General features: G+C 55.7%; 36 protein-coding genes and 1 pseudogene. 32 read left to right on the forward strand and 5 right to left on the reverse strand.

The window, feature by feature from the left end; genetic code table 11:
• Nucleotides 1-29: 29 nt before the first annotated feature.
• From tuf to bfr, 30 genes are all read left to right on the forward strand, one after another.
• Nucleotides 30-1,223, forward strand: coding sequence for an elongation factor Tu (gene tuf, locus ALO43_RS18940; RefSeq protein WP_024670793.1), 1,194 nt, complete (start codon nt 30-32; stop codon nt 1,221-1,223).
• A 158-nt stretch (nt 1,224-1,381) separates the two neighbouring features.
• Nucleotides 1,382-1,693, forward strand: coding sequence for a 30S ribosomal protein S10 (rpsJ, locus tag ALO43_RS18945; protein ID WP_002555491.1), 312 nt, complete (start codon nt 1,382-1,384; stop codon nt 1,691-1,693).
• 81 nt (nt 1,694-1,774) lie between these two features.
• Complete coding sequence (gene rplC / locus ALO43_RS18950; protein WP_005887084.1) at nt 1,775-2,410, forward strand: 50S ribosomal protein L3; 636 nt, start codon at nt 1,775-1,777, stop codon at nt 2,408-2,410.
• 12 nt (nt 2,411-2,422) lie between these two features.
• The gene (gene rplD, locus ALO43_RS18955; protein ID WP_002555489.1) at nt 2,423-3,025 is read left to right on the forward strand and encodes a 50S ribosomal protein L4; all 603 of its coding nucleotides are present in this window, start codon (nt 2,423-2,425) and stop codon (nt 3,023-3,025) included.
• The gene (gene rplW / locus ALO43_RS18960; protein ID WP_002555488.1) at nt 3,022-3,321 is read left to right on the forward strand and encodes a 50S ribosomal protein L23; all 300 of its coding nucleotides are present in this window, start codon (nt 3,022-3,024) and stop codon (nt 3,319-3,321) included. Before rplD ends, rplW begins: the two co-directional genes overlap by 4 nt.
• 14 nt (nt 3,322-3,335) lie before the next feature.
• Nucleotides 3,336-4,160: a 50S ribosomal protein L2 gene (gene rplB, locus ALO43_RS18965; RefSeq protein WP_005887086.1), complete on the forward strand. Its 825-nt coding sequence runs from the start codon at nt 3,336-3,338 to the stop codon at nt 4,158-4,160.
• 16 nt (nt 4,161-4,176) lie between these two features.
• Nucleotides 4,177-4,452: a 30S ribosomal protein S19 gene (rpsS, locus tag ALO43_RS18970; protein ID WP_002555486.1), complete on the forward strand. Its 276-nt coding sequence runs from the start codon at nt 4,177-4,179 to the stop codon at nt 4,450-4,452.
• Between the two features lie 13 nt (nt 4,453-4,465).
• Nucleotides 4,466-4,798 carry a 50S ribosomal protein L22 gene (rplV, locus tag ALO43_RS18975; protein ID WP_002555485.1) on the forward strand — a complete coding sequence of 111 codons (333 nt, stop codon included), beginning with the start codon at nt 4,466-4,468 and terminating at the stop codon, nt 4,796-4,798.
• A 13-nt stretch (nt 4,799-4,811) separates the two neighbouring features.
• The gene (gene rpsC, locus ALO43_RS18980) at nt 4,812-5,498 is read left to right on the forward strand and encodes a 30S ribosomal protein S3 (protein ID WP_003176422.1); all 687 of its coding nucleotides are present in this window, start codon (nt 4,812-4,814) and stop codon (nt 5,496-5,498) included.
• 12 nt (nt 5,499-5,510) lie between these two features.
• Complete coding sequence (rplP, locus tag ALO43_RS18985; RefSeq protein ID WP_002555482.1) at nt 5,511-5,924, forward strand: 50S ribosomal protein L16; 414 nt, start codon at nt 5,511-5,513, stop codon at nt 5,922-5,924.
• The gene (gene rpmC, locus ALO43_RS18990; RefSeq protein ID WP_002555481.1) at nt 5,924-6,115 is read left to right on the forward strand and encodes a 50S ribosomal protein L29; all 192 of its coding nucleotides are present in this window, start codon (nt 5,924-5,926) and stop codon (nt 6,113-6,115) included. The genes rplP and rpmC overlap by 1 nt, the downstream gene beginning before the upstream one ends.
• A gap of 2 nt (nt 6,116-6,117) precedes the next feature.
• The gene (gene rpsQ, locus ALO43_RS18995; protein WP_002555480.1) at nt 6,118-6,384 is read left to right on the forward strand and encodes a 30S ribosomal protein S17; all 267 of its coding nucleotides are present in this window, start codon (nt 6,118-6,120) and stop codon (nt 6,382-6,384) included.
• A gap of 23 nt (nt 6,385-6,407) precedes the next feature.
• Nucleotides 6,408-6,776, forward strand: a complete 369-nt coding sequence (rplN, locus tag ALO43_RS19000; protein ID WP_002555479.1) for a 50S ribosomal protein L14 — start codon at nt 6,408-6,410, stop codon at nt 6,774-6,776.
• An 11-nt stretch (nt 6,777-6,787) separates the two neighbouring features.
• Nucleotides 6,788-7,102 (forward strand): 50S ribosomal protein L24, encoded by a 315-nt coding sequence (gene rplX / locus ALO43_RS19005; RefSeq protein ID WP_005887089.1) that lies wholly within the window; start codon nt 6,788-6,790, stop codon nt 7,100-7,102.
• 20 nt (nt 7,103-7,122) lie between these two features.
• Nucleotides 7,123-7,662, forward strand: coding sequence for a 50S ribosomal protein L5 (gene rplE, locus ALO43_RS19010; protein ID WP_005887091.1), 540 nt, complete (start codon nt 7,123-7,125; stop codon nt 7,660-7,662).
• A 13-nt stretch (nt 7,663-7,675) separates the two neighbouring features.
• Nucleotides 7,676-7,981 (forward strand): 30S ribosomal protein S14, encoded by a 306-nt coding sequence (rpsN, locus tag ALO43_RS19015; RefSeq protein ID WP_002555476.1) that lies wholly within the window; start codon nt 7,676-7,678, stop codon nt 7,979-7,981.
• Nucleotides 7,982-8,195: 214 nt separating this feature from the next.
• Nucleotides 8,196-8,588, forward strand: coding sequence for a 30S ribosomal protein S8 (rpsH, locus tag ALO43_RS19020; RefSeq protein WP_002555475.1), 393 nt, complete (start codon nt 8,196-8,198; stop codon nt 8,586-8,588).
• Nucleotides 8,589-8,600: 12 nt separating this feature from the next.
• Nucleotides 8,601-9,134, forward strand: a complete 534-nt coding sequence (gene rplF, locus ALO43_RS19025; protein ID WP_003369019.1) for a 50S ribosomal protein L6 — start codon at nt 8,601-8,603, stop codon at nt 9,132-9,134.
• Between the two features lie 10 nt (nt 9,135-9,144).
• Nucleotides 9,145-9,495, forward strand: coding sequence for a 50S ribosomal protein L18 (gene rplR / locus ALO43_RS19030; protein ID WP_002555473.1), 351 nt, complete (start codon nt 9,145-9,147; stop codon nt 9,493-9,495).
• 3 nt (nt 9,496-9,498) lie between these two features.
• The gene (rpsE, locus tag ALO43_RS19035) at nt 9,499-9,999 is read left to right on the forward strand and encodes a 30S ribosomal protein S5 (RefSeq protein WP_003317099.1); all 501 of its coding nucleotides are present in this window, start codon (nt 9,499-9,501) and stop codon (nt 9,997-9,999) included.
• Nucleotides 10,000-10,001: 2 nt separating this feature from the next.
• Nucleotides 10,002-10,178, forward strand: coding sequence for a 50S ribosomal protein L30 (gene rpmD / locus ALO43_RS19040; RefSeq protein WP_002555471.1), 177 nt, complete (start codon nt 10,002-10,004; stop codon nt 10,176-10,178).
• Nucleotides 10,179-10,181: 3 nt separating this feature from the next.
• Nucleotides 10,182-10,616 (forward strand): 50S ribosomal protein L15, encoded by a 435-nt coding sequence (gene rplO, locus ALO43_RS19045; RefSeq protein ID WP_002555470.1) that lies wholly within the window; start codon nt 10,182-10,184, stop codon nt 10,614-10,616.
• Nucleotides 10,617-11,951, forward strand: coding sequence for a preprotein translocase subunit SecY (secY, locus tag ALO43_RS19050; RefSeq protein ID WP_002555469.1), 1,335 nt, complete (start codon nt 10,617-10,619; stop codon nt 11,949-11,951).
• Nucleotides 11,952-11,979: 28 nt separating this feature from the next.
• On the forward strand, nt 11,980-12,096 hold the full coding sequence (gene rpmJ / locus ALO43_RS29245) for a 50S ribosomal protein L36 (protein ID WP_002555468.1): 117 nt from the start codon (nt 11,980-11,982) through the stop codon (nt 12,094-12,096).
• A 130-nt stretch (nt 12,097-12,226) separates the two neighbouring features.
• On the forward strand, nt 12,227-12,583 hold the full coding sequence (gene rpsM, locus ALO43_RS19055) for a 30S ribosomal protein S13 (protein WP_002555467.1): 357 nt from the start codon (nt 12,227-12,229) through the stop codon (nt 12,581-12,583).
• A gap of 30 nt (nt 12,584-12,613) precedes the next feature.
• Complete coding sequence (gene rpsK, locus ALO43_RS19060; RefSeq protein ID WP_002555466.1) at nt 12,614-13,003, forward strand: 30S ribosomal protein S11; 390 nt, start codon at nt 12,614-12,616, stop codon at nt 13,001-13,003.
• Between the two features lie 18 nt (nt 13,004-13,021).
• Nucleotides 13,022-13,642, forward strand: a complete 621-nt coding sequence (gene rpsD, locus ALO43_RS19065) for a 30S ribosomal protein S4 (RefSeq protein WP_002555465.1) — start codon at nt 13,022-13,024, stop codon at nt 13,640-13,642.
• Between the two features lie 22 nt (nt 13,643-13,664).
• Nucleotides 13,665-14,666, forward strand: coding sequence for a DNA-directed RNA polymerase subunit alpha (locus ALO43_RS19070; protein ID WP_002555464.1), 1,002 nt, complete (start codon nt 13,665-13,667; stop codon nt 14,664-14,666).
• Nucleotides 14,667-14,707: 41 nt separating this feature from the next.
• Nucleotides 14,708-15,094, forward strand: a complete 387-nt coding sequence (gene rplQ, locus ALO43_RS19075; RefSeq protein ID WP_005887099.1) for a 50S ribosomal protein L17 — start codon at nt 14,708-14,710, stop codon at nt 15,092-15,094.
• Between the two features lie 263 nt (nt 15,095-15,357).
• Nucleotides 15,358-15,822 (forward strand): bacterioferritin, encoded by a 465-nt coding sequence (bfr, locus tag ALO43_RS19080; protein ID WP_005887100.1) that lies wholly within the window; start codon nt 15,358-15,360, stop codon nt 15,820-15,822.
• Nucleotides 15,823-15,916: 94 nt separating this feature from the next.
• On the opposite strand, the gene uvrA is transcribed toward bfr, so the two are convergent.
• A complete protein-coding gene (gene uvrA, locus ALO43_RS19085) occupies nt 15,917-18,748 on the reverse strand; it encodes an excinuclease ABC subunit UvrA (RefSeq protein WP_054997916.1) in 2,832 nt (943 codons plus the stop codon).
• Between the two features lie 129 nt (nt 18,749-18,877).
• On the opposite strand from uvrA, the gene ALO43_RS19090 reads away from it, so the two are divergent.
• Both ALO43_RS19090 and ALO43_RS19095 read left to right on the forward strand, forming a co-directional pair.
• Nucleotides 18,878-20,272 (forward strand): MFS transporter, encoded by a 1,395-nt coding sequence (locus tag ALO43_RS19090; RefSeq protein ID WP_005887108.1) that lies wholly within the window; start codon nt 18,878-18,880, stop codon nt 20,270-20,272.
• Between the two features lie 9 nt (nt 20,273-20,281).
• Nucleotides 20,282-20,848 (forward strand): single-stranded DNA-binding protein, encoded by a 567-nt coding sequence (locus tag ALO43_RS19095; protein ID WP_024691629.1) that lies wholly within the window; start codon nt 20,282-20,284, stop codon nt 20,846-20,848.
• 154 nt (nt 20,849-21,002) lie between these two features.
• Here the strand turns inward: ALO43_RS19095 and ALO43_RS19100 are convergent, their stop codons facing one another.
• The 4 genes and pseudogenes from ALO43_RS19100 to ALO43_RS19115 all read right to left on the reverse strand — a co-directional run bounded on the left by ALO43_RS19100 (nt 21,003) and on the right by ALO43_RS19115 (nt 24,003).
• Nucleotides 21,003-21,302 carry a hypothetical protein gene (locus ALO43_RS19100; protein WP_005887112.1) on the reverse strand — a complete coding sequence of 100 codons (300 nt, stop codon included), beginning with the start codon at nt 21,300-21,302 and terminating at the stop codon, nt 21,003-21,005.
• 96 nt (nt 21,303-21,398) lie between these two features.
• Nucleotides 21,399-22,502 (reverse strand): annotated as a pseudogene (locus ALO43_RS19105) (endo-1,4-beta-xylanase).
• Nucleotides 22,502-23,245 (reverse strand): inositol monophosphatase family protein, encoded by a 744-nt coding sequence (locus ALO43_RS19110; protein ID WP_005887117.1) that lies wholly within the window; start codon nt 23,243-23,245, stop codon nt 22,502-22,504. Before ALO43_RS19110 ends, ALO43_RS19105 begins: the two are co-directional and overlap by 1 nt.
• On the reverse strand, nt 23,242-24,003 hold the full coding sequence (locus ALO43_RS19115) for a glycerophosphoryl diester phosphodiesterase (RefSeq protein ID WP_054997917.1): 762 nt from the start codon (nt 24,001-24,003) through the stop codon (nt 23,242-23,244). Before ALO43_RS19115 ends, ALO43_RS19110 begins: the two co-directional genes overlap by 4 nt.
• Nucleotides 24,004-24,008: the final 5 nt, after the last annotated feature.

Raw genomic sequence — 24,008 nt, forward strand, 5'->3', positions numbered from 1 at the left:
TCAGCGCCTTAGGCTAGGAGTTATTTGTCGTGGCTAAAGAAAAATTTGATCGTTCCCTTCCGCACGTCAACGTTGGCACTATCGGTCACGTTGACCACGGTAAAACTACACTGACTGCTGCTCTGACTCGCGTTTGCTCCGAAATTTTCGGTTCTGCAGTCGTCGATTTCGATAAAATCGACAGCGCACCAGAAGAAAAAGCTCGTGGTATCACCATCAACACCGCGCACGTTGAATACAACTCGCTGATCCGTCACTACGCTCACGTTGACTGCCCAGGTCACGCTGACTATGTGAAGAACATGATCACCGGTGCTGCCCAGATGGACGGCGCGATCCTGGTTTGCTCGGCCGCTGATGGTCCGATGCCGCAAACCCGTGAGCACATCCTGCTGTCCCGTCAGGTAGGTGTACCGTACATCGTTGTCTACCTGAACAAGGCTGACCTGGTAGACGACGCTGAGCTGCTGGAACTGGTTGAGATGGAAGTGCGCGATCTGCTGAGCACTTACGACTTCCCAGGTGACGACACTCCGATCATCATCGGTTCTGCTCGTATGGCTCTGGAAGGCAAAGACGATAACGAAATGGGCACCACGTCCGTTCGTAAACTGGTTGAGACTCTGGACAGCTACATTCCAGATCCAGTACGTGTTATCGACAAGCCGTTCCTGATGCCAATCGAAGACGTATTCTCGATCTCCGGTCGCGGTACTGTTGTAACTGGTCGTATCGAGCGCGGTATCGTCAAGGTTCAAGATCCACTGGAAATCGTTGGTCTGCGTGACACTACCGTCACCACCTGCACCGGTGTTGAAATGTTCCGTAAGCTGCTCGACGAAGGTCGTGCTGGCGAGAACTGCGGCGTTCTGCTGCGTGGTACCAAGCGTGACGACGTTGAGCGTGGCCAGGTTCTGGTTAAGCCAGGTTCGGTTAAGCCGCACACCAAGTTCGAAGCTGAAGTGTACGTGCTGAGCAAAGAAGAAGGCGGTCGTCACACTCCGTTCTTCAAAGGCTACCGTCCACAGTTCTACTTCCGTACTACCGACGTAACTGGTAACTGCGAACTGCCAGACGGCGTAGAAATGGTAATGCCAGGCGACAACATCAAAATGGTTGTCACCCTGATCAAAACCATCGCGATGGAAGACGGTCTGCGCTTCGCAATCCGTGAAGGCGGCCGTACCGTTGGTGCTGGCGTTGTAGCTAAAATCCTCGAGTAAGCTCTTTTTTGAGTGACCTTTAGTGTTTTGAAGGGGCCCCCGCTTAGCGGGGGCCTTTTTTATTGGGTTGACACCCTGTTAGGTCGTCTATAGAATTGCGCCTCCTTTTAACGGGCGTATTGCGCTCGGTGGGAACAGCAATCTGGAGTCTGAATCCAATGCAAAACCAGCAAATCCGTATCAGGTTGAAGGCTTTTGACCATCGCCTGATCGACCAATCAACCCAGGAAATCGTGGAAACCGCGAAACGTACTGGTGCACAGGTGCGTGGTCCGATTCCACTGCCGACTCGTAAAGAGCGGTTCACCGTTCTGGTTTCTCCGCACGTCAACAAAGACGCGCGCGACCAGTATGAGATCCGTACTCATAAACGCGTTCTGGACATTGTTCAGCCAACGGAAAAAACCGTTGATGCGCTTATGAAGCTTGATCTTGCGGCCGGTGTGGAAGTTCAGATCAGCCTCGGCTAAGACTTGGGTCTTAGTCGTGTAACGCTCTGAAATGGGCGGCCATAGCGGGTGAAAGCCCCGTACACTCATGAGGTTTACAACATGACTATTGGTGTAGTCGGTCGTAAATGCGGTATGACCCGTATTTTCACCGAAGAAGGTGTCTCCATTCCGGTCACGGTCATTGAGATCGAGCCGAATCGCGTCACTCAGTTCAAAACCGAAGAAACCGATGGCTATCGTGCAGTGCAAGTCACTGTCGGCGAGCGTCGTGCTTCGCGTGTTACAGCCGCTCAGGCTGGTCACTTCGCTAAAGCGAACGTAGCCGCCGGTCGTACCGTCATGGAGTTCCGTCTTGAAGAAGGCGACTACCAGACTGGCGATCAGATCAACGCTGAAATCTTCGCCGCTGGTCAACTGGTCGATGTGACCGGTCAGTCCAAAGGTAAGGGCTTCCAGGGTACGATCAAGCGTTGGAATTTCCGTGGTCAGGACAATACCCACGGTAACTCCGTCTCCCACCGCGTCCCGGGCTCTATCGGCCAGTGCCAGACTCCTGGTCGTGTATTCAAGGGCAAAAAAATGTCCGGTCATATGGGCGCTGAGCGCGTGACCGTGCAGTCCCTCGAAGTAGTGCGCGTGGACGCTGAACGCAATCTGTTGTTGGTCAAGGGTGCTGTTCCTGGCGCTACTGGCGGCAACCTGGTTGTACGTCCGGCAGCCAAGGCTCGCGGTTAAGGGGAAGCTGACATGCAATTAAATGTAAATGACGCTCAGGCAATCGAAGTTTCCGAACTGACATTTGGCGGCGAATTCAACGAGACGCTGGTTCACCAGGCAGTCGTGGCCTACATGGCTGGCGGTCGTCAGGGTAGCAAGCAGCAAAAGACCCGTTCCGACGTTCGTGGTGGCGGTAAGCGCCCTTGGCGTCAGAAAGGTACTGGCCGTGCTCGTGCCGGTACTATCCGTAGCCCAATCTGGCGTGGCGGCGGTACCACTTTCGCAGCTCGTCCTCAGGATCACACTCAGAAGCTCAACAAGAAGATGTACCGCGCAGCTCTGCGCTCCATTCTTGCTGAACTGGTCCGTACTGATCGTCTGGTCGTGGTTCAGGACTTCGCTGTTGAAGCACCGAAAACCAAAGATTTGCTGAACAAGCTGACTGGCATGGGCCTGACTGACGTCCTGATCGTGTCTGACGCTGTTGACCAAAATCTGTACCTGGCTGCTCGTAACCTGCCTCACGTCGATGTGCGTGATGTTCAAGGTTCCGATCCAGTTAGTCTGATCGCATACGACAAAGTGTTGATCACTGTGTCGGCCGTGAAGAAATTCGAGGAGCTGCTGGGATGAACCAGGAACGCGTATTTAAAGTTCTGCTTGGCCCGCACGTTTCCGAGAAGGCTACGGTTCTGGCAGACAAGAAAGGTCAGTTCGTTTTCAAGGTTGCTACTGACGCAACCAAGCTGGAAATCAAGAAGGCCGTCGAAAGCCTGTTCAGCGTGAAAGTAGAGCGTGTTACTACCCTGAATGTTCTGGGTAAGAGCAAGCGCACTGCTCGCGGTCTGGGCAAGCGTAATGACTGGAAGAAGGCAGTTATCTCCCTTCAGCCAGGCCAAGATCTCGATTTCAGCAGCAGTGCTGAGTAAGGAAGGGGTGCATCATGGCAATCGTTAAATGCAAACCGACTTCCCCTGGCCGCCGTTTTGTGGTCAAGGTGGTCAACAAGGAGCTCCATAAAGGCGCTCCTCACGCACCGCTGCTCGAGAAAAAATCGAAGTCTGGTGGTCGTAACAACAATGGTCGCATTACTACCCGTCATATCGGTGGTGGCGCTAAACAGCATTATCGTCTGGTCGACTTCCGTCGCAACGACAAGGATGGCATCGCTGCCACCGTCGAGCGTATCGAATACGATCCAAACCGTACTGCACACATTGCCCTGCTGCTTTATGCAGACGGCGAGCGCCGCTACATCATCGCCCCTAAAGGCGTGAGTGCTGGCGACCAGCTGGTTGCAGGTGCTTTGGCACCAATCAAGCCAGGCAACGCTCTTCAACTGCGCAACATTCCAGTTGGTAGCACCGTACACGGCATCGAATTGAAGCCAGGTAAAGGCGCACAGATCGCTCGTTCCGCTGGTGCTTCGGCACAGTTGATCGCTCGTGAAGGTGTGTACGTTACCCTGCGTCTTCGCTCCGGTGAGATGCGTAAAGTATTGGCTGAGTGCCGTGCGACGCTGGGCGAAGTCTCGAACTCCGAGCACAGCCTTCGTTCGCTGGGTAAAGCTGGTGCCAAACGCTGGCGTGGCGTTCGCCCAACCGTTCGTGGTGTTGCCATGAACCCGGTTGACCACCCACATGGTGGTGGTGAAGGTCGTACCTCTGGTGGTCGTCATCCGGTATCGCCGTGGGGCTTCCCGACTAAGGGCGCGAAGACTCGTGGTAATAAGCGTACCGACAAAATGATCGTCCGTCGTCGCAAGTAAATAGAGGGATACGACAGTGCCACGTTCTCTGAAAAAAGGTCCTTTTATTGATCTTCACCTACTGAAGAAGATCGAAGTGGCGGCGGAAAAGAATGATCGCAAACCAGTTAAAACCTGGTCGCGTCGTTCTATGATCCTGCCACAAATGGTCGGTTTGACCATTGCAGTGCATAACGGTCGTCAACATGTTCCAGTTCTCGTGAACGAAGACATGGTCGGCCATAAACTAGGCGAGTTTGCCGGTACCCGCACATATCGTGGGCACGTGGCAGACAAGAAAGCCAAGCGTTAAGGGGTAAGGAACGATGGAAGTAGCCGCTAAGTTGTCGGGCGCTCGAATCTCCGCCCAGAAAGCCCGCTTGGTCGCCGACCAGATCCGCGGGAAGAAGGTGGGCGAAGCGCTCAACCTGTTGGCTTTCAGCAGTAAGAAAGCCGCCGAGATCCTGAAGAAAGTGCTGGAGTCGGCTGTAGCCAACGCCGAGCATAACGAAGGCGCAGACGTTGATGACCTTAAGGTCTCCACCGTTTTCGTCAACGAAGGGCGTTCGCTGAAGCGCATCATGCCACGTGCTAAAGGCCGTGCTGATCGCATCGTCAAGCGGTCTTGCCATATAACTGTCAAGGTTGCTGACAAGTAACGGAGTCGAAGAGATGGGTCAGAAAGTACATCCCATTGGCATTCGCCTGGGAATCGTCAAGGAGCACACCTCCGTCTGGTACGCAGACGGTCGGACTTATGCGGACTATTTGTTCGCTGATCTGAAAGTGCGTGAGTACCTCCAAGACAAATTAAAAAGCGCGTCCGTCAGCCGTATCGATATCCATCGTCCGGCTCAGACAGCACGTATCACCATCCACACCGCTCGTCCCGGCATTGTTATCGGGAAGAAAGGTGAAGATGTTGAGAAACTGCGTCAGGACCTGACCAAGCAAATGGGTGTGCCTGTGCACATCAATATCGAAGAGATCCGCAAGCCGGAGCTTGACGGTATGCTGGTTGCGCAGAGCGTAGCTCAGCAGCTGGAGCGTCGTGTAATGTTCCGTCGCGCGATGAAGCGCGCTGTTCAGAACGCCATGCGCATTGGTGCCAAAGGCATCAAAATCCAAGTGAGCGGTCGTCTCGGCGGTGCTGAAATCGCACGTACTGAATGGTATCGCGAAGGTCGTGTGCCACTGCACACCCTGCGTGCCGACATCGACTATGCCAACTACGAAGCTCACACCACTTACGGTGTGATCGGTGTAAAGGTTTGGATCTTTAAAGGCGAAGTAATTGGTGGTCGCCAAGAAGAACTGAAACCACAAGCACCAGCGCCTCGTAAAAAAGCTGCTAAGTAAGGGGTACGCCAAATGTTGCAACCAAAGCGTACGAAGTTCCGCAAGCAGATGACCGGCCACAACCGTGGTCTGGCGCTGCGCGGTAGCAAAGTCAGCTTCGGCGAGTTCGCGCTGAAGTCTGTAGCTCGTGGTCGTCTCACCGCTCGTCAGATCGAGTCAGCGCGTCGTGCACTGACCCGTCACGTTAAACGTGGCGGCAAGATCTGGATCCGTGTATTCCCGGACAAGCCTGTCACCAAGAAGCCACTCGAAGTTCGGATGGGCAAAGGTAAGGGTAACGTGGAGTACTGGGTTGCCCAGATTCAGCCAGGCAAAGTCCTGTATGAAATCGAGGGTGTTACTGAAGAGCTGGCGCGTGAGGCTTTCGCCCTGGCTGCTGCAAAGCTGCCGCTCGCCACCTCCTTTGTTAAGCGGACGGTGATGTGATGAAAGCGAATGAACTTCGTGAAAAATCAGCACAGCAGCTGAACGAGCAACTGCTCGGCCTGCTGCGCGACCAGTTCAATCTGCGTATGCAGAAAGCAACTGGCCAGTTGGGGCAGTCTCATCTGCTCTCGCAAGTTAAGCGTGACATCGCTCGCGTGAAAACTGTGCTCAACCAGCAGGCAGGTAAGTAATCATGGCTGAAGCCGAAAAAACTGTCCGTACGCTGACTGGCCGTGTTGTCAGCGACAAGATGGACAAGACCATCACCGTTCTGATCGAGCGTCGCGTTAAGCACCCGATCTACGGTAAATACGTTAAGCGTTCGACTAAGCTGCACGCACACGACGAAACCAATCAATGCCATATCGGCGACAAGGTCACTATTCGTGAAACCCGTCCCGTAGCCAAGACCAAGTCTTGGGCATTGGTTGATATCCTCGAACGCGCTGTGGAAGTCTAAGGGCTAGGGGTCGGAGAAATTATATGATTCAGACTCAATCCATGCTCGATGTGGCCGATAACAGCGGCGCTCGCCGTGTTATGTGCATCAAGGTGCTGGGTGGCTCCCATCGTCGTTACGCTGGTATCGGTGACATCATCAAAGTGACCGTCAAGGAAGCAATTCCGCGCGGCAAGGTGAAAAAAGGCCAAGTGATGACTGCTGTCGTAGTCCGCACTCGCCATGGTGTTCGTCGTGCAGACGGCTCCATCATCCGCTTCGATGGCAACGCTGCTGTTCTGTTGAACAACAAGCAAGAGCCGATCGGTACCCGTATCTTTGGGCCAGTGACCCGTGAACTTCGTACTGAGAAGTTCATGAAGATCGTCTCGCTCGCCCCTGAAGTGCTTTAAGGAGATCCGACATGCAAAAGATTCGTCGTGACGACGAGATCATCGTGATCGCCGGCAAAGACAAAGGTAAGCGCGGTAAGGTGCTCAAGGTTCTCGCTGACGACCGTTTGGTCGTTGGTGGGGTCAACCTGGTGAAGCGTCATACCAAGCCAAACCCGATGTCGGGCGTACAGGGCGGTATCGTCGAGAAAGAAGCGCCACTGCACGCTTCCAACGTCGCCATTTTCAACGGCGCAACCAACAAGGCTGACCGCGTTGGTTTCAAAGTTGAAGACGGCAAGAAAATTCGTGTCTTCAAGTCGACCCAAAAAGCGGTTGATGCTTGAACACTGCTAGGTAGAAGACCATGGCACGACTAAAAGAGATTTACCGGAAGGAAATCGCTCCGAAACTTAAGGAAGAACTTAAGCTTTCGAACGTGATGGAAGTTCCGCGCGTTACCAAAATCACCCTGAACATGGGTCTGGGCGAAGCGATCGGTGATAAGAAAATCATCGAGCACGCTGTTGCTGACCTGGAAAAGATCACCGGTCAGAAAGTCGTTGTGACTTACGCTCGGAAATCCATCGCTGGCTTTAAAGTCCGCGAAGGCTGGCCGATCGGCGTCAAAGTGACTCTGCGCCGCGATCGTATGTATGAATTCCTGGATCGTCTGCTGTCGATCTCCCTGCCTCGGGTTCGCGACTTCCGCGGCCTGAATGCCAAGTCCTTCGATGGTCGTGGTAACTACAGCATGGGCGTAAAAGAGCAGATCATTTTCCCGGAAATCGATTACGACAAGATCGATGCTCTCCGCGGTCTGGACATTACCCTGACCACCACTGCCAAGAACGATGACGAAGGCCGCGCATTGCTGCGTGCTTTCAAATTCCCGTTCCGCAACTGATTGGAGTAGGACTATGGCCAAGAAGAGCATGAAAAACCGTGAGCTGAAGCGTCAGCTCACCGTTGCCAAGTACGCCAAGAAGCGTGCAGAGCTGAAAGCTATCATCGTTGATCTGAACGCAAGTCCAGAAGCGCGTTGGGAAGCTACCGTAGCCCTGCAGAAGCAACCACGTGACGCAAGCGCTGCGCGCATGCGTAACCGTTGCCGCATCACTGGTCGTCCACACGGCGTCTATCGCAAGTTCGGCCTCGGCCGTAACAAGCTGCGTGAAGCAGCAATGCGTGGCGACGTTCCAGGTCTGGTCAAAGCCAGCTGGTAAGGCGCACCTCTCGTTTTGGCCCGGCTGGTTACGAAAGTCACCGGTCGGGACGGAGCCTGAATTTGAATCAAGCCCCTTTTGGGGCTTGATTCATTTCCGGGGTAGGACTAGAATTGCCGGCTCGCCTGAGCCCGTGTTTTTACATGCCCGGAAGTTCTCGGCGATCAAGCTGTAGCCGCAAGGCTAATTATTTTGTTTTAGGAGCGTCTAGCCCATGAGTATGCAGGACCCGTTAGCGGACATGCTAACTCGTATCCGTAATGCCCAGATGGCTGAAAAGCCCGTCGTAAGCATGCCATCTTCCACGTTGAAGGTTGCTGTAGCAAAAGTCCTGAAGGACGAAGGCTACATTGCGGGTTATCAGATCAGCAGCGAAGTTAAATCCTCGCTGTCCATCGAGCTTAAGTACTTCGAAGGCCGTCCGGTCATTGAAGAGGTTAAGCGCGTCAGCCGCCCAGGCTTGCGTCAGTACAAGTCCTCCGATGATCTGCCGAAAGTTCGTGGCGGTCTTGGTGTGTCTATCGTCTCCACCAGTAAAGGTGTGATGACGGATCGTGCTGCGCGCGCTGCCGGTGTCGGTGGCGAAGTGCTTTGCACTGTGTTCTAAGGGGGGATAAGCATGTCACGCGTAGCTAAGAACCCCGTTAAGTTGCCATCCGGCGTCGAAGTCAAACTCGTCGGCCAGCAACTTTCGGTGAAGGGTGCCAAGGGCACTCTAGAACTGAACATCCATTCGTCCGTTGAGATTGTTGAAGAAGCTGGTGAGCTGCGTTTCGCTGCTCGCAATGGCGATCAACAAACTCGCGCAATGGCAGGCACCACTCGTGCACTGGTTAACAACATGGTCCAGGGCGTAAGCCAAGGCTTCGAGCGTAAGCTCCAGCTGGTCGGTGTTGGTTACAAGGCGCAAGCAAAAGGCACGGTCCTGAACCTTGCACTTGGCTTCTCGCACCCGGTGGACTATGAATTGCCGAATGGCATCACCGCTGAGACCCCCAGCCAGACCGATATCCTGATTCGCGGTATCGATAAGCAGTTGGTTGGTCAAGTGGCCGCTGAGATCCGCGACTTCCGCCGTCCTGAGCCTTACAAAGGCAAAGGTGTGCGTTACGCGGACGAAGTCGTCCGCCGTAAAGAAGCCAAGAAGAAGTAGGGCATAGCAAATGACCGTCAAAAAAGTTACCCGACTGCGTCGCGCTCGCAAAGCACGCCTGAAAATGCACGAGCTAGAAGTCGTGCGTCTCTGCGTGCACCGCTCTTCGCAGCACATTTATGCCCAGGTCATCTCGGCCGACGGCAGCAAAGTTTTGGCAAGCGCCTCGACTTTGGACAAAGAACTGCGTGATGGCGCCACTGGCAACATCGACGCGGCCACTAAGGTTGGCAAGCTGGTCGCCGAGCGCGCGAAAGCCGCGGGCGTATCGCAAGTCGCTTTCGACCGTTCTGGCTTCAAGTACCACGGCCGTGTCAAAGCGCTGGCTGATGCTGCTCGTGAAGGCGGGCTGGAGTTCTAAGTTATGTCAAATCACGACCAAAAACGCGACGAAGGCTACATCGAGAAACTGGTTCAAGTTAACCGCGTGGCCAAAACCGTAAAAGGCGGCCGTATCTTCACTTTCACTGCGTTGACCGTAGTGGGTGATGGTAAAGGGCGCGTTGGCTTCGGCCGTGGCAAGTCACGTGAAGTGCCTGCTGCGATCCAGAAAGCGATGGAAGCTGCTCGCCGCAACATGATTCAGGTTGATCTGAACGGCACTACCCTGCAGTACGCAATGAAGTCTGCTCATGGCGCCTCCAAGGTGTACATGCAGCCTGCTTCCGAAGGTACCGGTATCATCGCTGGCGGCGCAATGCGCGCAGTGCTGGAAGTTGCTGGTGTCCAGAACGTATTGGCCAAGTGCTATGGCTCGACAAACCCTGTAAACGTGGTTCACGCCACATTCAAGGGTTTGAAAGGCATGCAGTCTCCTGAGTCGATCGCTGCCAAACGTGGCAAGCGTGTTGAGGAGATCATCTGATCATGGCTACCGTTAAAGTAACGCTGATCAAAAGCATGACCGGCCGCATCCCTAATCACAGATTGTGCATTAAGGGTTTGGGTCTGCGTCGCATCGGTCACACTGTAGAAGTCCTGGATACTCCCGAAAATCGCGGGATGATCAACAAGGCTTACTACATGCTGCGAGTCGAGGGTTAATCGATGAAACTCAATGATCTGAGTCCAGCGCCGGGTTCCCGTCGCGAAAAGCATCGTCCGGGCCGTGGTATCGGTAGTGGTTTGGGCAAGACCGGTGGCCGTGGCCACAAAGGTCAAAGCTCCCGCTCCGGTGGCACAATTGCTCCGGGCTTTGAGGGCGGCCAACAGCCGCTGCATCGTCGCCTGCCAAAATTCGGTTTCGTTTCCCTGAAAGCCATGGACCGCGCAGAAGTGCGTTTGTCCGAGCTGGCCAAAGTGGAAGGCGACATCGTAACTGTGCAGTCCCTGAAAGATGCCAACGTGATTAACCAGAACGTTCAGCGTGTGAAAATCATGCTGTCGGGCGAAGTTACTCGCGCTGTCACTATCAAAGGTATCGCTGCCACCAAAGGTGCGCGTGCGGCTATCGAAGCAGCTGGCGGCAAGTTCGAGGAATAAATGGCTAAGCAAGGTGCTCTCTCTGCGCTCGGCAAGGGCGGTATGTCTGAACTCTGGGCTCGTCTGCGTTTTCTGTTCCTGGCGATTATCGTCTACCGAATAGGCGCACACATCCCGGTTCCAGGTATCAACCCTGATCGACTCGCAGAACTGTTTCGACAGAATGAGGGGACCATTCTTAGCTTGTTCAACATGTTTTCCGGTGGCGCGCTGGAGCGGATGAGCATCTTTGCACTGGGTATCATGCCGTACATTTCGGCATCGATCATCATGCAGCTGATGACAGCCGTAAGCCCGCAACTGGAGCAGTTGAAGAAGGAAGGTGAAGCTGGCCGTCGCAAGATAAGCCAGTACACCCGCTATGGCACCGTTGTCCTGGCTCTGGTCCAAGCTATCGGCATGTCCGTTGGTCTGGCGAGTCAGGGCGTCGCGTTTTCTGGGGACCTGGGTTTCCATTTTGTCGCCGTAACCACCTTCGTGGCAGGTGCGATGTTCATGATGTGGCTGGGCGAGCAGATTACCGAGCGCGGTGTCGGCAACGGTATCTCGATGTTGATCTTCGCAGGTATCGTCGCCGGTCTTCCGAGAGCAATAGGGCAGTCTTTCGAGTCTGCACGTCAGGGTGATATCAATATCTTCGCTCTGGTTGCTATCGGTTTGCTGGCAGTAGCGATCATCGGTTTTGTGGTGTTCATTGAGCGTGGTCAGCGTCGTATTGCTGTTCACTACGCCAAGCGTCAGCAGGGCCGCAAGGTCTTTGCTGCACAGACAAGCCACTTGCCGCTGAAAGTGAACATGGCTGGTGTAATCCCAGCCATTTTCGCAAGCAGCATTTTGCTGTTCCCGGCTTCGTTGGGGTCCTGGTTTGGTCAGTCTGAAGGTTTGGGCTGGTTGCAGGACATCTCGCAGTCGATTGCTCCTGGTCAGCCGTTGAATATTCTGCTGTTTAGTGCAGGGATTATTTTCTTCTGCTTCTTCTATACGGCGTTGATGTTCAATCCGAAAGACGTAGCGGAAAACCTGAAGAAGTCCGGTGCCTTTATTCCGGGTATTCGTCCAGGCGAGCAGTCAGCGCGCTATATTGATGGCGTTTTGACTCGCTTGACCATGTTCGGTGCTCTCTATATGACGGCCGTGTGTCTGCTTCCCCAGTTTCTGGTGGTCGCAGCAAACGTACCGTTCTACCTTGGCGGGACCTCGTTGCTGATCGTGGTCGTGGTTGTGATGGACTTTATGTCGCAAGTGCAATCTCACCTCGTTTCGCACCAGTATGAATCCCTGATGAAGAAAGCCAACCTGAAGGGCTACGGTGGCAGCGGCGGTATGCTGCGCTGAAGCACCCCTAAGGTTCGAGGAGTTGGTGATGAAAGTTCGTGCATCGGTGAAAAAGCTGTGCCGTAACTGCAAGATTATTCGCCGCGAAGGTGTTGTTCGAGTAATTTGCAGCGCGGAACCACGTCATAAGCAGCGCCAAGGCTGATTGTGATTTGTGCTTAAGCCCAGCAGCTAGTGCGCTGCTGGGTTGATTATTTGTTACTACAGCGATATTATCTCGCGCCCTATTTCTTGGCTTCCGGGGCGTAGGTAGCTGTCAATTGGAGTCCCACTGAATGGCCCGTATTGCAGGCGTTAACATTCCAGATAACAAGCATACTGTTATCTCGCTGACCTACATCTATGGTGTTGGTCGCACCACTGCACAGAAAATTTGTGCAACCACCGGGGTTAACCCGGCGGTGAAAATCAAAGATCTGAGCGACGAGCAGATTGAACAGCTGCGTGGCGAAGTGGCGAAGTTCACCACTGAAGGTGACCTGCGTCGCGAAATCAACATGAAAATCAAGCGCTTGATGGACTTGGGCTGCTACCGCGGTCTGCGTCATCGTCGGGGTCTTCCAGTACGCGGTCAGCGTACCAAGACCAACGCGCGTACTCGCAAAGGTCCGCGTAAGCCGATCCGCAAGTAATCGCACCAGCGCAACGACAGGAATTTAGTCATGGCAAAACCTGCTGCTCGTCCTCGTAAAAAAGTTAAAAAGACAGTGGTTGATGGCATCGCCCACATCCACGCGTCGTTTAACAACACAATCGTCACCATTACCGATCGTCAAGGTAACGCTCTTTCGTGGGCTACCTCCGGCGGTTCGGGTTTCCGTGGTTCGCGCAAGTCCACCCCGTTCGCTGCTCAAGTAGCTGCTGAACGTGCTGGTCAAGCTGCGCTGGAGTACGGTCTGAAGAACCTCGACGTCAATGTCAAGGGTCCAGGCCCAGGTCGTGAATCCGCTGTCCGTGCATTGAACGGCTGTGGCTATAAGATCGCCAGCATCACCGACGTGACGCCAATCCCGCACAACGGGTGCCGTCCGCCGAAGAAGCGCCGCGTGTAATCCAGGAGACTGTAAGAAATGGCTCGTTACATTGGTCCAAAATGCAAACTTGCTCGTCGTGAAGGCACCGATCTCTTTTTGAAGAGCGGCGTTCGCGCTATCGAATCCAAGTGCAACATCGAAGCAGCTCCAGGTATCCACGGCCAACGCCGCGGTCGCCAGTCCGATTACGGTACTCAGCTGCGTGAAAAGCAAAAAGTCCGTCGTATCTACGGCGTTCTCGAGCGTCAGTTCAGCGGCTACTACAAAGAAGCCGCCGGCAAGAAAGGTGCAACAGGCGAGAACCTGCTGCAACTGCTCGAATGCCGTCTGGACAACGTTGTATACCGCATGGGCTTCGGCTCGACGCGTGCCGAATCCCGTCAATTGGTTTCGCACAAGTCGGTCAGCGTAAACGGCAAAACCGTTAACGTTCCTTCTTATCAGGTTCGTGCTGGCGACGTTGTTGCTATCCGCGAAAAAGCTAAGAATCAGCTGCGTATTGTCCAGGCTCTCGATCTGTGTGCCCAACGTGGCCGCGTAGAATGGGTAGAAGTAGACACTGAGAAGAAATCGGGCGTTTTCAAGAACGTACCAGCTCGCAGTGATCTGTCCGCCGACATCAACGAAAGCCTGATTGTCGAGCTCTACTCCAAGTAAGGGCTAGAAAATAGGTGCATCCATGCAGATTTCGGTAAATGAGTTCCTGACACCCCGCCATATTGATGTGCAGGTTGTCAGTCCAACCCGCGCCAAAATCACTCTCGAGCCTCTCGAGCGTGGTTTCGGCCATACCCTGGGCAACGCGCTTCGCCGCATTTTGTTGTCCTCCATGCCCGGCTGTGCAGTAGTCGAGGCCGAGATTGACGGTGTGCTCCATGAGTACAGCGCCATCGAAGGTGTACAGGAAGACGTCATTGAAATCCTGTTGAACCTTAAAGGTCTGGCTATCAAGCTGCACGGTCGAGACGAAGTTACGCTGACCTTGTCGAAGAAGGGTTCGGGGGTGGTTACCGCTGCCGATATTCAGCTGGATCATGATGTCGAGATCGTTAACCCCGATCACGTAATCGCTAACCTGGCGTCTAACGGCGTCTTGAACATGAAGCTCACCGTAGCTCGTGGTCGTGGTTATGAACCGGCAGACTCGCGTCAAAGCGATGAAGATGAAAGCCGCAGCATTGGTCGCTTGCAGCTCGATTCCTCGTTCAGCCCGGTTCGCCGTATCGCATACGTGGTGGAAAACGCCCGTGTCGAGCAGCGCACTAACCTGGACAAGCTGGTTATTGATCTGGAAACCAACGGTACTCTGGACCCTGAAGAGGCAATCCGTCGCGCTGCAACCATTCTGCAACAGCAGTTGGCTGCGTTCGTCGACCTCAAAGGTGACAGCGAACCAGTGGTTATCGAACAGGAAGACGAGATCGATCCGATCCTGCTTCGTCCGGTTGACGATTTGGAACTGACCGTGCGTTCGGCCAACTGCCTTAAGGCGGAGAACATCTACTACATCGGCGACCTGATTCAGCGCACCGAAGTAGAGTTGTTGAAGACTCCGAACCTGGGCAAGAAATCCTTGACCGAGATCAAGGACGTTCTGGCTTCTCGTGGTCTCTCCCTCGGCATGCGCCTCGACAACTGGCCGCCGGCAAGTCTTAAGAAGGACGACAAGGCTACGGCCTGATCGTCGTAATCACCGAACGCGAGTTTGGTAAGGAATGAACCATGCGTCATCGTAAAAGTGGACGTCACCTGAGCCGTACCAGCTCTCACCGCAAAGCCATGTTTCAAAACATGGCGGTGTCGCTGTTCCAGCACGAGTTGATCAAAACTACCCTGCCGAAAGCCAAGGAACTGCGCCGCGTTGCCGAGCCGCTGATCACCCTGGCCAAGGAAGACAGCGTTGCCAACCGCCGTCTGGCTTTCGACCGTACTCGTTCGAAAGAAATCGTCGGCAAGCTGTTCAACGATCTGGGCAAACGCTATGCAACCCGTCAGGGCGGCTACCTGCGTATCCTCAAGTGCGGTTTCCGCGCTGGCGACAACGCGCCTATGGCGTACGTCGAGTTGGTTGATCGTCCTGTCGGTGGCTCTGTAGAAGCCGCTGAATAAGACACCAGTTTGAACAGAAGACCGGGCCCAGTGCCCGGTTTTTTGTTATCTGCATTTCAGTAAAGCCAAATGTCAGTGCCAATCATCCGTATTGCCATTCTCGGATTGAGTCGAAGTGAGAAACAGAACCGCCCTCATTTAGGCGGTTTTTCGCTTCTGAACGGCGTAGTTTCCCCGCTTTTTGTCGGTTTATTGCGTTTTTTCGGATGACCTCGTGCGGCGCTTGGTTCAAACTATCGGCTTTGAAGCAGGAGTTCGTTGCGATGTTAGGCCACCCGGAAGTAATCGATTATCTCAACACGTTGCTCACGGGCGAATTGGCGGCTCGTGACCAATATTTCGTTCACTCGCGCATGTACGAAGACTGGGGCTTTTCCAAGCTCTACGAGCGCATCAATCATGAGATGGAAGAAGAGGCACAACACGCTGATGCGTTGATGCGTCGTATCCTGATGCTGGAAGGTACGCCGCGCATGCGTCCGGATGATCTGGATGTGGGCACGACGGTCCCTGAGATGCTCGCCAGCGACCTTCGTCTGGAATACAAGGTACGTGCCGCCCTGTGCAAGGGTATCGAGCTCTGTGAGCTTCATGGCGACTATGTCACCCGTGAAATCCTGCGCGTGCAGTTGGCGGACACCGAAGAAGACCATACCTACTGGCTCGAACAGCAAATGGGTCTGATCAAGTCCATAGGTCTGCAGAATTACCTGCAATCCCAGTTCTGATTCAACGCCCCATAAAAAAGCTCCTGCACGCACGTGACAGGAGCTTTTTTGTTTCCGGACCTGAATGAACCTAGGTCCTTCATTAGCGTATTCGCTACGCTTTGTCTCGGGTCAACAGAGGCTTGAGGTAGTGCCCTGTGTATGACTGCTTCATCTCGGCAACCTGTTCAGGCGTGCCGGTTGCGATGATCTGGCCACCTCTCGAGCCACCTTCCGGACCGAGGTCCACCAGCCAGTCTGCTGTTTTGATGACATCCAGGTTGTGTTCGATCACCACCACCGTGTTGCCGTGGTCGCGCAGACGATGCAGCACATCGAGCAACTGCTGAATATCGGCAAAGTGCAGCCCTGTCGTCGGCTCGTCGAGGATGTACAGCGTCTTGCCCGTGTCACGCTTGGAAAGCTCGCGTGACAGCTTGACGCGCTGCGCCTCGCCACCCGACAGCGTCGTCGCCGACTGCCCCAGCTTGATGTAGGAAAGCCCTACATCCATCAAGGTTTGCAGTTTGCGAGCCAGCGCAGGGACCGCATCGAAGAATTCACGCGCTTCTTCGATGGTCATTTCCAGCACTTCGTGGATGTTCTTGCCCTTGTATTTGACCTCAAGCGTTTCGCGGTTGTATCGCTTGCTCTTGCACACGTCACACGGCACATAAATGTCCGGCAAAAAGTGCATCTCTACCTTGATCAGGCCGTCGCCCTGGCACGCTTCGCAACGCCCGCCCTTGACGTTGAACGAGAAGCGACCCGGACCATAGCCTCGCGAGCGAGATTCCGGCACGCCGGCGAACAGCTCACGAATAGGCGTGAACAACCCGGTATAGGTCGCCGGGTTAGAGCGCGGCGTACGACCGATCGGGCTTTGGTCGATGTCCACGACCTTGTCCAGATGCTGCAGGCCATTAATGCTGTCGTGAGTAGCCGCTTCAAGCGTTGTTGCCCCGTTAAGGGCTGTCGCGCTGAGCGGGAACAGCGTGTTGTTGATCAGCGTCGATTTGCCCGAACCGGAAACGCCCGTCACGCAGGTCAGCAAGCCAATTGGGATTTCCAGATTGACGTTCTGCAGGTTATTGCCGCGCGCGCCCTTGAGGGTCAACGAGAGCTTCTTGTTGCGCGGCGTGCGTTTGGCTGGCACTGCAATTTTCACGCGGCCTGACAGGTATTTGCCTGTCAGAGAATCCGGGTGAGCCATCACTTCGTCCGGCGTACCTTGTGCAACGATATGGCCGCCATGCACGCCGGCGCCAGGGCCGATATCGACCACGTAATCGGCCAGACGAATCGCATCTTCGTCATGCTCGACCACAATCACCGTATTACCGATATCACGCAGGTGCTTGAGCGTACCGAGCAGTCGGTCATTGTCGCGCTGATGCAGGCCAATAGAAGGCTCATCGAGGATGTACATCACCCCGACCAGGCCCGCACCGATCTGGCTGGCCAGACGGATACGCTGGGCTTCGCCGCCAGACAGCGTGTCCGCGCTGCGATCCAGGGTCAGATAGTCCAGCCCGACGTTGACCAGAAACTGCAGGCGCTCGCGAATTTCCTTGAGGATCTTGTCGGCAATTTCGCCGCGTCGTCCGGTCAGTTTCAAAGTGTCGAAATAATGCGTGGCATCGCCAATCGGCAGACTGGTGACTGCGGGCAACGTCTTTTCACCTACCCACACATGACGCGCCTCGCGACGCAGACGAGTGCCGCGGCAATCAGGGCATGGCTGAGTACCGAGAAACTTGGCCAGCTCTTCGCGCACGGTCGCAGATTCGGTTTCGCGGTAACGACGTTCCAGATTCGGCACGATGCCTTCGAACGGGTGCGCACGTTTGACGATATCGCCGCGGTCATTCAGATAACGGAAATCCACACTTTGCGATCCACTGCCGTTGAGCAGGATCTTCTGCATGTCAGTCGGAATTTCCTTGAAGGGCACTTCCAGGCTGAAGCCATAGTGCTTGGACAACGAGCCGAGCATCTGGAAGTAATAGACATTACGCCTGTCCCAACCACGTATTGCGCCCTCGGCCAGCGTCAGTTCGGCGTTGACCAGTCGCTTGATGTCGAAGAACTGCTTCACGCCAAGACCATCGCAGGTCGGGCATGCGCCAGCCGGGTTGTTGAAGGAGAACAGCTTGGGTTCAAGCTCGCTGATCGCATGGCCACAGATCGGGCAGGCGAAGCGCGCGGAGAAAATTACTTCTTCGCCAGGCTCGTCCATCGGTGCGACCAGCGCAATGCCGTCTGCCAGCTTCAATGCCGTCTCGAAAGACTCGGCCAGACGCTGCTGCAGATCTGCGCGTACCTTGAAGCGGTCCACCACCACATCGATGGAGTGCTTCTTCTGCTTGTCGAGCTTGGGCAGCTCATCCAGCTCACACAACTTGCCGTTGACCCGAGCGCGAACAAACCCTTGCGCGCGAAGTTCTTCGAAGACTGAAAGGTGTTCACCTTTGCGCTCGCGAATGACCGGGGCCAGCAGCATCAGCTTGCTGCCCTCAGGCTGGGTAAGCACCAGGTCGACCATCTGGCTGACAGTCTGGGCTTCCAGCGGAATATCGTGATCCGGGCAGCGAGGCTGTCCGACCCGCGCGTACAGAAGACGCAGGTAGTCGTAAATCTCGGTAATGGTGCCCACGGTCGAACGCGGGTTGTGCGACGTGGACTTCTGCTCGATGGAAATAGCGGGCGACAAACCTTCGATCGTATCGACGTCCGGTTTTTCCATCATCGACAGAAACTGCCGGGCGTAGGCCGACAGCGACTCGACGTAGCGGCGTTGCCCTTCGGCGTACAGCGTATCGAAAGCCAGTGAAGACTTGCCTGAGCCGGAGAGCCCGGTAATAACGATCAGTTTGTCGCGGGGAAGTGTCAGGTCAATATTTTTCAGGTTGTGGGTTCGTGCCCCACGTATCAGGATCTTGTCCACTGCGGCCTCGCTTGGCGGGCATAAACGACGGAGTATAAGGCTCCGAGCCATTACGCGGCAAAGCGTCGCGTATGTGCTGTACAACGATGGGACTGGTAGAATCGCCGCCGGTTCACACGAGGTTATTCCATGCACGACACCCACAGCGAGCGTATGAGTAGCGGCGAGACCCGCGCAGCAGGCGGTCTGGCCCTGGTGTTCGCGTTCCGCATGCTTGGCATGTTTATGGTTTTGCCGGTTCTGGCAACCTATGGCATGGACCTGGCGGGCGCGAGTCCTGCACTGATTGGTCTGGCAATTGGCGCCTATGGCCTGACCCAGGCGGTGCTGCAGATCCCGTTCGGAATACTTTCCGACCGGATCGGCCGACGACCGATCATTTATTTCGGGCTGATCATCTTCGCGATCGGCAGCGTGGTGGCGGCCAATGCCGACTCCATCTGGGGGATTATCGCCGGGCGCGTCCTGCAGGGCGCAGGCGCGATCTCTGCCGCCGTCATGGCGTTGCTTTCTGACCTGACTCGCGAGCAGCATCGTACCAAGGCAATGGCCACTATCGGCATGACCATCGGTCTGTCTTTTGCCATCGCGATGGTCGTCGGCCCGGTGATCACCGGCGCATTCGGTTTATCGGGACTGTTCCTGGCAACCGGTGGCATGGCGCTGCTGGGTATCCTGATCGTCGCCTTCGTTGTGCCCAAGGCCAATGGTCCCTTGCTCCACCGAGAGTCCGGGGTTGCGAAGCAGGCTCTGGGGGCAACCTTGCGTCATCCGGACCTGCTGCGTCTGGATTTGGGTATCTTCGTGTTGCACGCCATGCTCATGTCCAGCTTCGTTGCGTTGCCGCTGGCTTTGGTCGAAAAAGCCGGTTTGCCCAAGGAGGAGCACTGGTGGGTGTACCTGACCGCCTTGCTGGTTTCTTTCTTCGCCATGATCCCGTTCATCATCTATGGCGAAAAGAAACGTCAAATGAAGCGTGTTCTGCTCGGCGCCGTGACAGTTTTGATGCTGGCTGAGCTATTCTTCTGGGCATTCGGAGACACGTTGCGGGCACTGGTCATCGGAACAGTGGTATTCTTCACGGCATTTAATTTGCTGGAAGCGTCCTTGCCGTCGCTGATCAGCAAGGTTTCACCGGCCGGCGGAAAAGGCACGGCGATGGGCGTTTATTCAACCAGCCAGTTTCTTGGTTCGGCCGCAGGTGGGATACTGGGCGGCTGGTTGTTCCAGCACGGTGGTCTGGATGTGGTGTTCCTTGGCGGTGCAGCCATGGCCGCCGTCTGGCTCGTCTTCGCAGTCACCATGCGAGAACCGCCTTACGTGACCAGCCTACGTCTGCCGTTGTCGCCGCAAGCGCAGCGTGAAGCAGGCCTGGCAGAGCGTTTGATGTCCGTAGCCGGCGTGACAGATGCAGTGGTGGTTGCTGAAGAGGCAGCCATCTACATAAAACTAGACACAAAATTATTGGATCGCGCCTCTCTCGAGAAGCTGGTCAACCCAGCATCAGAAGCGTGCGAAGCCTAGGAGAACGTTATGGCCCGTGGGGTTAACAAAGTCATATTGGTCGGTACATGCGGCCAGGATCCCGAAGTTCGCTACTTGCCTAACGGTAACGCCGTGACCAACCTGAGTCTGGCAACCAGCGAACAATGGACTGACAAGCAGACCGGCCAGAAGGTCGAAAAGACCGAATGGCACCGTGTTTCGATGTTCGGCAAGGTTGCCGAAATCGCCGGCGAATACCTGCGCAAGGGTTCGCAGGTGTACATCGAAGGCAAGCTGCAAACCCGCGAGTGGGAAAAAGACGGCATCAAGCGCTACACCACTGAAATCGTCGTAGACATGCAAGGCACCATGCAGCTGCTGGGTGGCCGTCCACAGGGCGACGCTCAACAGGGCCAGGGTGGCGGCAACTACAACCAGTCTGCACCTCGTCCACAGCAGTCGCGCCCCCAGCAATCGGCGCCGCAGCAGTCCGCACCTCAGCAAAACTACAACCAGCAGCCGCCACAGCAACGCGACTCGCGTCCTGCGCCGCAACAGCAAGCGCCGCAGCCAGCTGCTGATTTCGACAGCTTTGATGACGATATTCCGTTCTAGGATATAGCTGACATCGATGACACAAAGGCGATGGATTGTCTGGCAGGAAAAGCCTGAATAATCACCTTTAGTCATTAAAAAAACCTCTTCGCCGTAAAGCCAAGAGGTTTTTTTTTGCCCTGTGCAACGCTACCAAGGGGTAGGCCCAGAACGATTATTGATGGGTGTCGACTTTCTCGGCCGGGTAAAATTCGCCCTCTCGGCCCATTTCTGCCAAACGCTCGCGCACGATAACTTCGGCGCTGGCCACGGCGGCTTTGTCGTCAGGGTTTACCAGTTGCAGGCACAGGCGCCGCGTATTCTGATCGTGGGTACCTTCGCTGAGCATGTCGTGGGTGAAGACCTGTTCACCACGCCACAGGCATAACTGGGTATGCGTCCCTCCGAGCCATATTTCGTTGATTGAATCGAGGTCGGTGGTGGCCAGTTGGTCCACGGTGATCGTCTTGTCCATTACGCTGTACCTTTCAGTGAGTCGATAAGGGTCTGACGTGCAGGCGCAGCGGGTCGTTCCCGGCATCGGCTGTTTGATCGCGCCAACGGTGGCCGATCAATCAGAAACAGGCAGCGCTCGCTCCAGACAATGCTCAACCACCCAACTCGCGGGCTTCACCTCGCCCTGCGGCCCGAATACCAGTGCTCGCTGTGCCAATGGCCCATTGTGCAGCGTAGCTCCGGCAACATGCGGGCTGTCCCATACGCCCCAGGCAATGACGGTAGATACAGACCGCGTGGCAAGGATCAGGTCGAGATACCGTTTGTAGGTTCCTGCAACCTAGTTATCACGGTCTGCGACAGAGCCGGTGAGTCGGCTGTCATCCACGTCCAGTTCGGTGACGTGGACCGATAAGCCCATATCCCGAACTGCCAGGATGAAGCGCGACAGGCCCGGACCAAATGTGTCTCCAGCACGCAGGTGTGACTGGATGCCAAGACCATGCACCGGTACGCCGCGCTGCTTGAGCCCACGCAGCATGGCGAGTACCGCTGCGCGTCTGCCTTCGCCGTAGGGCGTGTCCTTTTCCAGTCCATAGTCGTTGTAGCAAAGCAGGGCGTCCGGATCGGCTTTGTGCGCTGCTTGAAAAGCGATATCCAGATAGCGGGGGCCGAGTTGCTGATACCAGAATGAGTTGCGCAGCCCGCCTGGCTGGCCGTCTTCTGGCTGGATGGCTTCATTGACAACGTCCCACGCGCTGATCAGGCCGCGGTAATGACTGGCGACAGTCGTGATGTGCGCAGTCAGCACATCTTCCGCATTGGTTGATGTGACTGTCCTATGAACCCAGTCGGGCAGAGACCGATGCCAACAGAATGCATGCCCGCGCATGCGCTGATCATGCGCTTTCGCAAAAGCTGCAATGGTGTCGGCAGGCGTGAAGTCATAGCGCTCCGGCTCTGGATGGATCGAGTTCCATTTCAAGGCATTCTCGGGCACCAGGATATTGGCTTGGCGGGCGACCAGATCACGGTAGACCGCATCGTCTTTCAGCTTTGCCGGATCAACAGCGAAACCTGTCCATATGCCTTTTTTGGCTGCGAGCTCACGCAAGGGGGTCAGGGTTTCAGCAGCAGACAGCAGCCTGCTGCCCACGAACGGCGCGCAGGCCAGCAGGCGCAGAAATACTGTCAGAAAACTACGTCGGGTAGGGCGCATTACGCACCAAAAATCCCCATCAACTCTTCATGCCCGACCATTACGGTCATCGAGCCTTGCTTCTGTTCGCCCTCGATCTCACACAGCAACCCTGCCTCACGACAAATTACCGCACCCGCGGCGATGTCCCACAGGCTGGTGAATTTCTCCATGTACCCATCCGTCTGCCCCAATGCGGCAAAGGCCAGGCCGATGGTAGCGCAGCGATAGCCTGCGAGCCCCCAGCCTTGTTGGCGCAAGGTCAGTTGTAGTCGGCCCAGTTCTTCAGCGTCCCAGCGGGTGTTTTCGCCTATGCCGGCAATGCGCAGGTGCTCTGGTGGTTGTGGTCGCACGAAAGGGACGCCGTTGCGCAGCAGGCCATCGCCAGTGCGGGCTGCCAGTGTGTAACCCAGCGCCGGGTAGGCGACAACGCCGATTTCCGGCACGCCGGCCGACATGTACGCGACTGCGATGCCCCACAGCGGTGTGCCGCGCAGGTAGTTGCCGGTGCCGTCGATGGGGTCGATGACCCAGCCGTCGGTGATGAATTCACCGCCCATTTCTTCGCCGAGGATTGCGTCGTCCGGGAAATGCTTGCTCAGTTCTGCGCGAAGCAACTGTTCCACTTCAAAGTCGGCACGGGAGACAAGGTCTTGCGGGCTTTTGGTGGTGACGTCTAGCGTATGGCGGTCGTTGAAGTAAGCCATGGCCAGGCCAGTGGCCTTTTCTACGGCTTGCATGGCGACGCTGAGTCGGTTGTTCATTGCAGACGGTCTCCGTTTGGCAGGCTCAGCAGGTCCGGGTAGTCGCTGAGTATTGACTGCGCGCCGCGTTCAAGCAGGTAGCGCGCGCGCTCCGGGCTGTTGATGGTCGCAACGGCGAACTCGATGCCGCTGCTTTTCAGGCGCTCAAGGTGATGGTCATCGAGCATGTCGTCAAGTACATGAAGTATTCGACAGTCATATTCGGCGAGCAGGGCGACCGGATCGGCCGGCGCCACTACCGAAGCTATGGCCAGTGGCACGTCGGCCCATAAACGGCGAGCAGCCGTGAGCGAGCGTACTGAAAAACTGGAAACAAATAGCGATTCGTTGTCGGCTGGCCACAGTCGTTTGAGAATGGGCATGACAACTTCCGCTGTCTCGACGTCATCACCGATAGTCGGTTTGAGTTCAACCTGCAGGCCAAGCTTCAGGCGTAAGGCGCAGTTCACGACCTCTTCAAAAGTGGGGACCTGCAAGCCAGCGAATTCAGGTGCGAACCAGCTGCCTGCATCGAGTTGGCGGATGGCATTCAGGTCATGCAGCACCACAGCGCCGCGACCGTTGGTGGTTCTGTCCAGCAGGTCGTCATGAATGACAACGGGCTGACCGTCGCGCGTCAGTTTGACATCGATCTCGACCCAGCGAGCGCCGCGTTGCGCAGCTGTCTCAAGGGCCAACAAAGTGTTTTCCGGCGCGTAGGCCTTGGCACCGCGGTGAGCGATCAGCGGCGAGCGGACGAGGGGAGCGTGTTTGGGCATGGACG

The organism is Pseudomonas tremae (assembly GCF_001401155.1).
Classification (GTDB): Bacteria; Pseudomonadota; Gammaproteobacteria; order Pseudomonadales; family Pseudomonadaceae; genus Aquipseudomonas; species Aquipseudomonas tremae.

Coding starts and splice junctions, on each gene's coding strand:
- rpsJ (WP_002555491.1), top strand. CDS start 1,382: ATGCAAAACCAGCAAATCCGTATCAGGTTGAAGGCTTTTGACCATCGC.
- rplC (WP_005887084.1), top strand. CDS start 1,775: ATGACTATTGGTGTAGTCGGTCGTAAATGCGGTATGACCCGTATTTTC.
- rplD (WP_002555489.1), top strand. CDS start 2,423: ATGCAATTAAATGTAAATGACGCTCAGGCAATCGAAGTTTCCGAACTG.
- rplW (WP_002555488.1), top strand. CDS start 3,022: ATGAACCAGGAACGCGTATTTAAAGTTCTGCTTGGCCCGCACGTTTCC.
- rplB (WP_005887086.1), top strand. CDS start 3,336: ATGGCAATCGTTAAATGCAAACCGACTTCCCCTGGCCGCCGTTTTGTG.
- rplV (WP_002555485.1), top strand. CDS start 4,466: ATGGAAGTAGCCGCTAAGTTGTCGGGCGCTCGAATCTCCGCCCAGAAA.
- rpsC (WP_003176422.1), top strand. CDS start 4,812: ATGGGTCAGAAAGTACATCCCATTGGCATTCGCCTGGGAATCGTCAAG.
- rplP (WP_002555482.1), top strand. CDS start 5,511: ATGTTGCAACCAAAGCGTACGAAGTTCCGCAAGCAGATGACCGGCCAC.
- rpmC (WP_002555481.1), top strand. CDS start 5,924: ATGAAAGCGAATGAACTTCGTGAAAAATCAGCACAGCAGCTGAACGAG.
- rpsQ (WP_002555480.1), top strand. CDS start 6,118: ATGGCTGAAGCCGAAAAAACTGTCCGTACGCTGACTGGCCGTGTTGTC.
- rplN (WP_002555479.1), top strand. CDS start 6,408: ATGATTCAGACTCAATCCATGCTCGATGTGGCCGATAACAGCGGCGCT.
- rplX (WP_005887089.1), top strand. CDS start 6,788: ATGCAAAAGATTCGTCGTGACGACGAGATCATCGTGATCGCCGGCAAA.
- rplE (WP_005887091.1), top strand. CDS start 7,123: ATGGCACGACTAAAAGAGATTTACCGGAAGGAAATCGCTCCGAAACTT.
- rpsN (WP_002555476.1), top strand. CDS start 7,676: ATGGCCAAGAAGAGCATGAAAAACCGTGAGCTGAAGCGTCAGCTCACC.
- rpsH (WP_002555475.1), top strand. CDS start 8,196: ATGAGTATGCAGGACCCGTTAGCGGACATGCTAACTCGTATCCGTAAT.
- rplF (WP_003369019.1), top strand. CDS start 8,601: ATGTCACGCGTAGCTAAGAACCCCGTTAAGTTGCCATCCGGCGTCGAA.
- rplR (WP_002555473.1), top strand. CDS start 9,145: ATGACCGTCAAAAAAGTTACCCGACTGCGTCGCGCTCGCAAAGCACGC.
- rpsE (WP_003317099.1), top strand. CDS start 9,499: ATGTCAAATCACGACCAAAAACGCGACGAAGGCTACATCGAGAAACTG.
- rpmD (WP_002555471.1), top strand. CDS start 10,002: ATGGCTACCGTTAAAGTAACGCTGATCAAAAGCATGACCGGCCGCATC.
- rplO (WP_002555470.1), top strand. CDS start 10,182: ATGAAACTCAATGATCTGAGTCCAGCGCCGGGTTCCCGTCGCGAAAAG.
- secY (WP_002555469.1), top strand. CDS start 10,617: ATGGCTAAGCAAGGTGCTCTCTCTGCGCTCGGCAAGGGCGGTATGTCT.
- rpmJ (WP_002555468.1), top strand. CDS start 11,980: ATGAAAGTTCGTGCATCGGTGAAAAAGCTGTGCCGTAACTGCAAGATT.
- rpsM (WP_002555467.1), top strand. CDS start 12,227: ATGGCCCGTATTGCAGGCGTTAACATTCCAGATAACAAGCATACTGTT.
- rpsK (WP_002555466.1), top strand. CDS start 12,614: ATGGCAAAACCTGCTGCTCGTCCTCGTAAAAAAGTTAAAAAGACAGTG.
- rpsD (WP_002555465.1), top strand. CDS start 13,022: ATGGCTCGTTACATTGGTCCAAAATGCAAACTTGCTCGTCGTGAAGGC.
- ALO43_RS19070 (WP_002555464.1), top strand. CDS start 13,665: ATGCAGATTTCGGTAAATGAGTTCCTGACACCCCGCCATATTGATGTG.
- rplQ (WP_005887099.1), top strand. CDS start 14,708: ATGCGTCATCGTAAAAGTGGACGTCACCTGAGCCGTACCAGCTCTCAC.
- bfr (WP_005887100.1), top strand. CDS start 15,358: ATGTTAGGCCACCCGGAAGTAATCGATTATCTCAACACGTTGCTCACG.
- ALO43_RS19090 (WP_005887108.1), top strand. CDS start 18,878: ATGCACGACACCCACAGCGAGCGTATGAGTAGCGGCGAGACCCGCGCA.
- ALO43_RS19095 (WP_024691629.1), top strand. CDS start 20,282: ATGGCCCGTGGGGTTAACAAAGTCATATTGGTCGGTACATGCGGCCAG.
- ALO43_RS19100 (WP_005887112.1), bottom strand. CDS start 21,302: ATGGACAAGACGATCACCGTGGACCAACTGGCCACCACCGACCTCGAT.
- ALO43_RS19110 (WP_005887117.1), bottom strand. CDS start 23,245: ATGAACAACCGACTCAGCGTCGCCATGCAAGCCGTAGAAAAGGCCACT.
- ALO43_RS19115 (WP_054997917.1), bottom strand. CDS start 24,003: ATGCCCAAACACGCTCCCCTCGTCCGCTCGCCGCTGATCGCTCACCGC.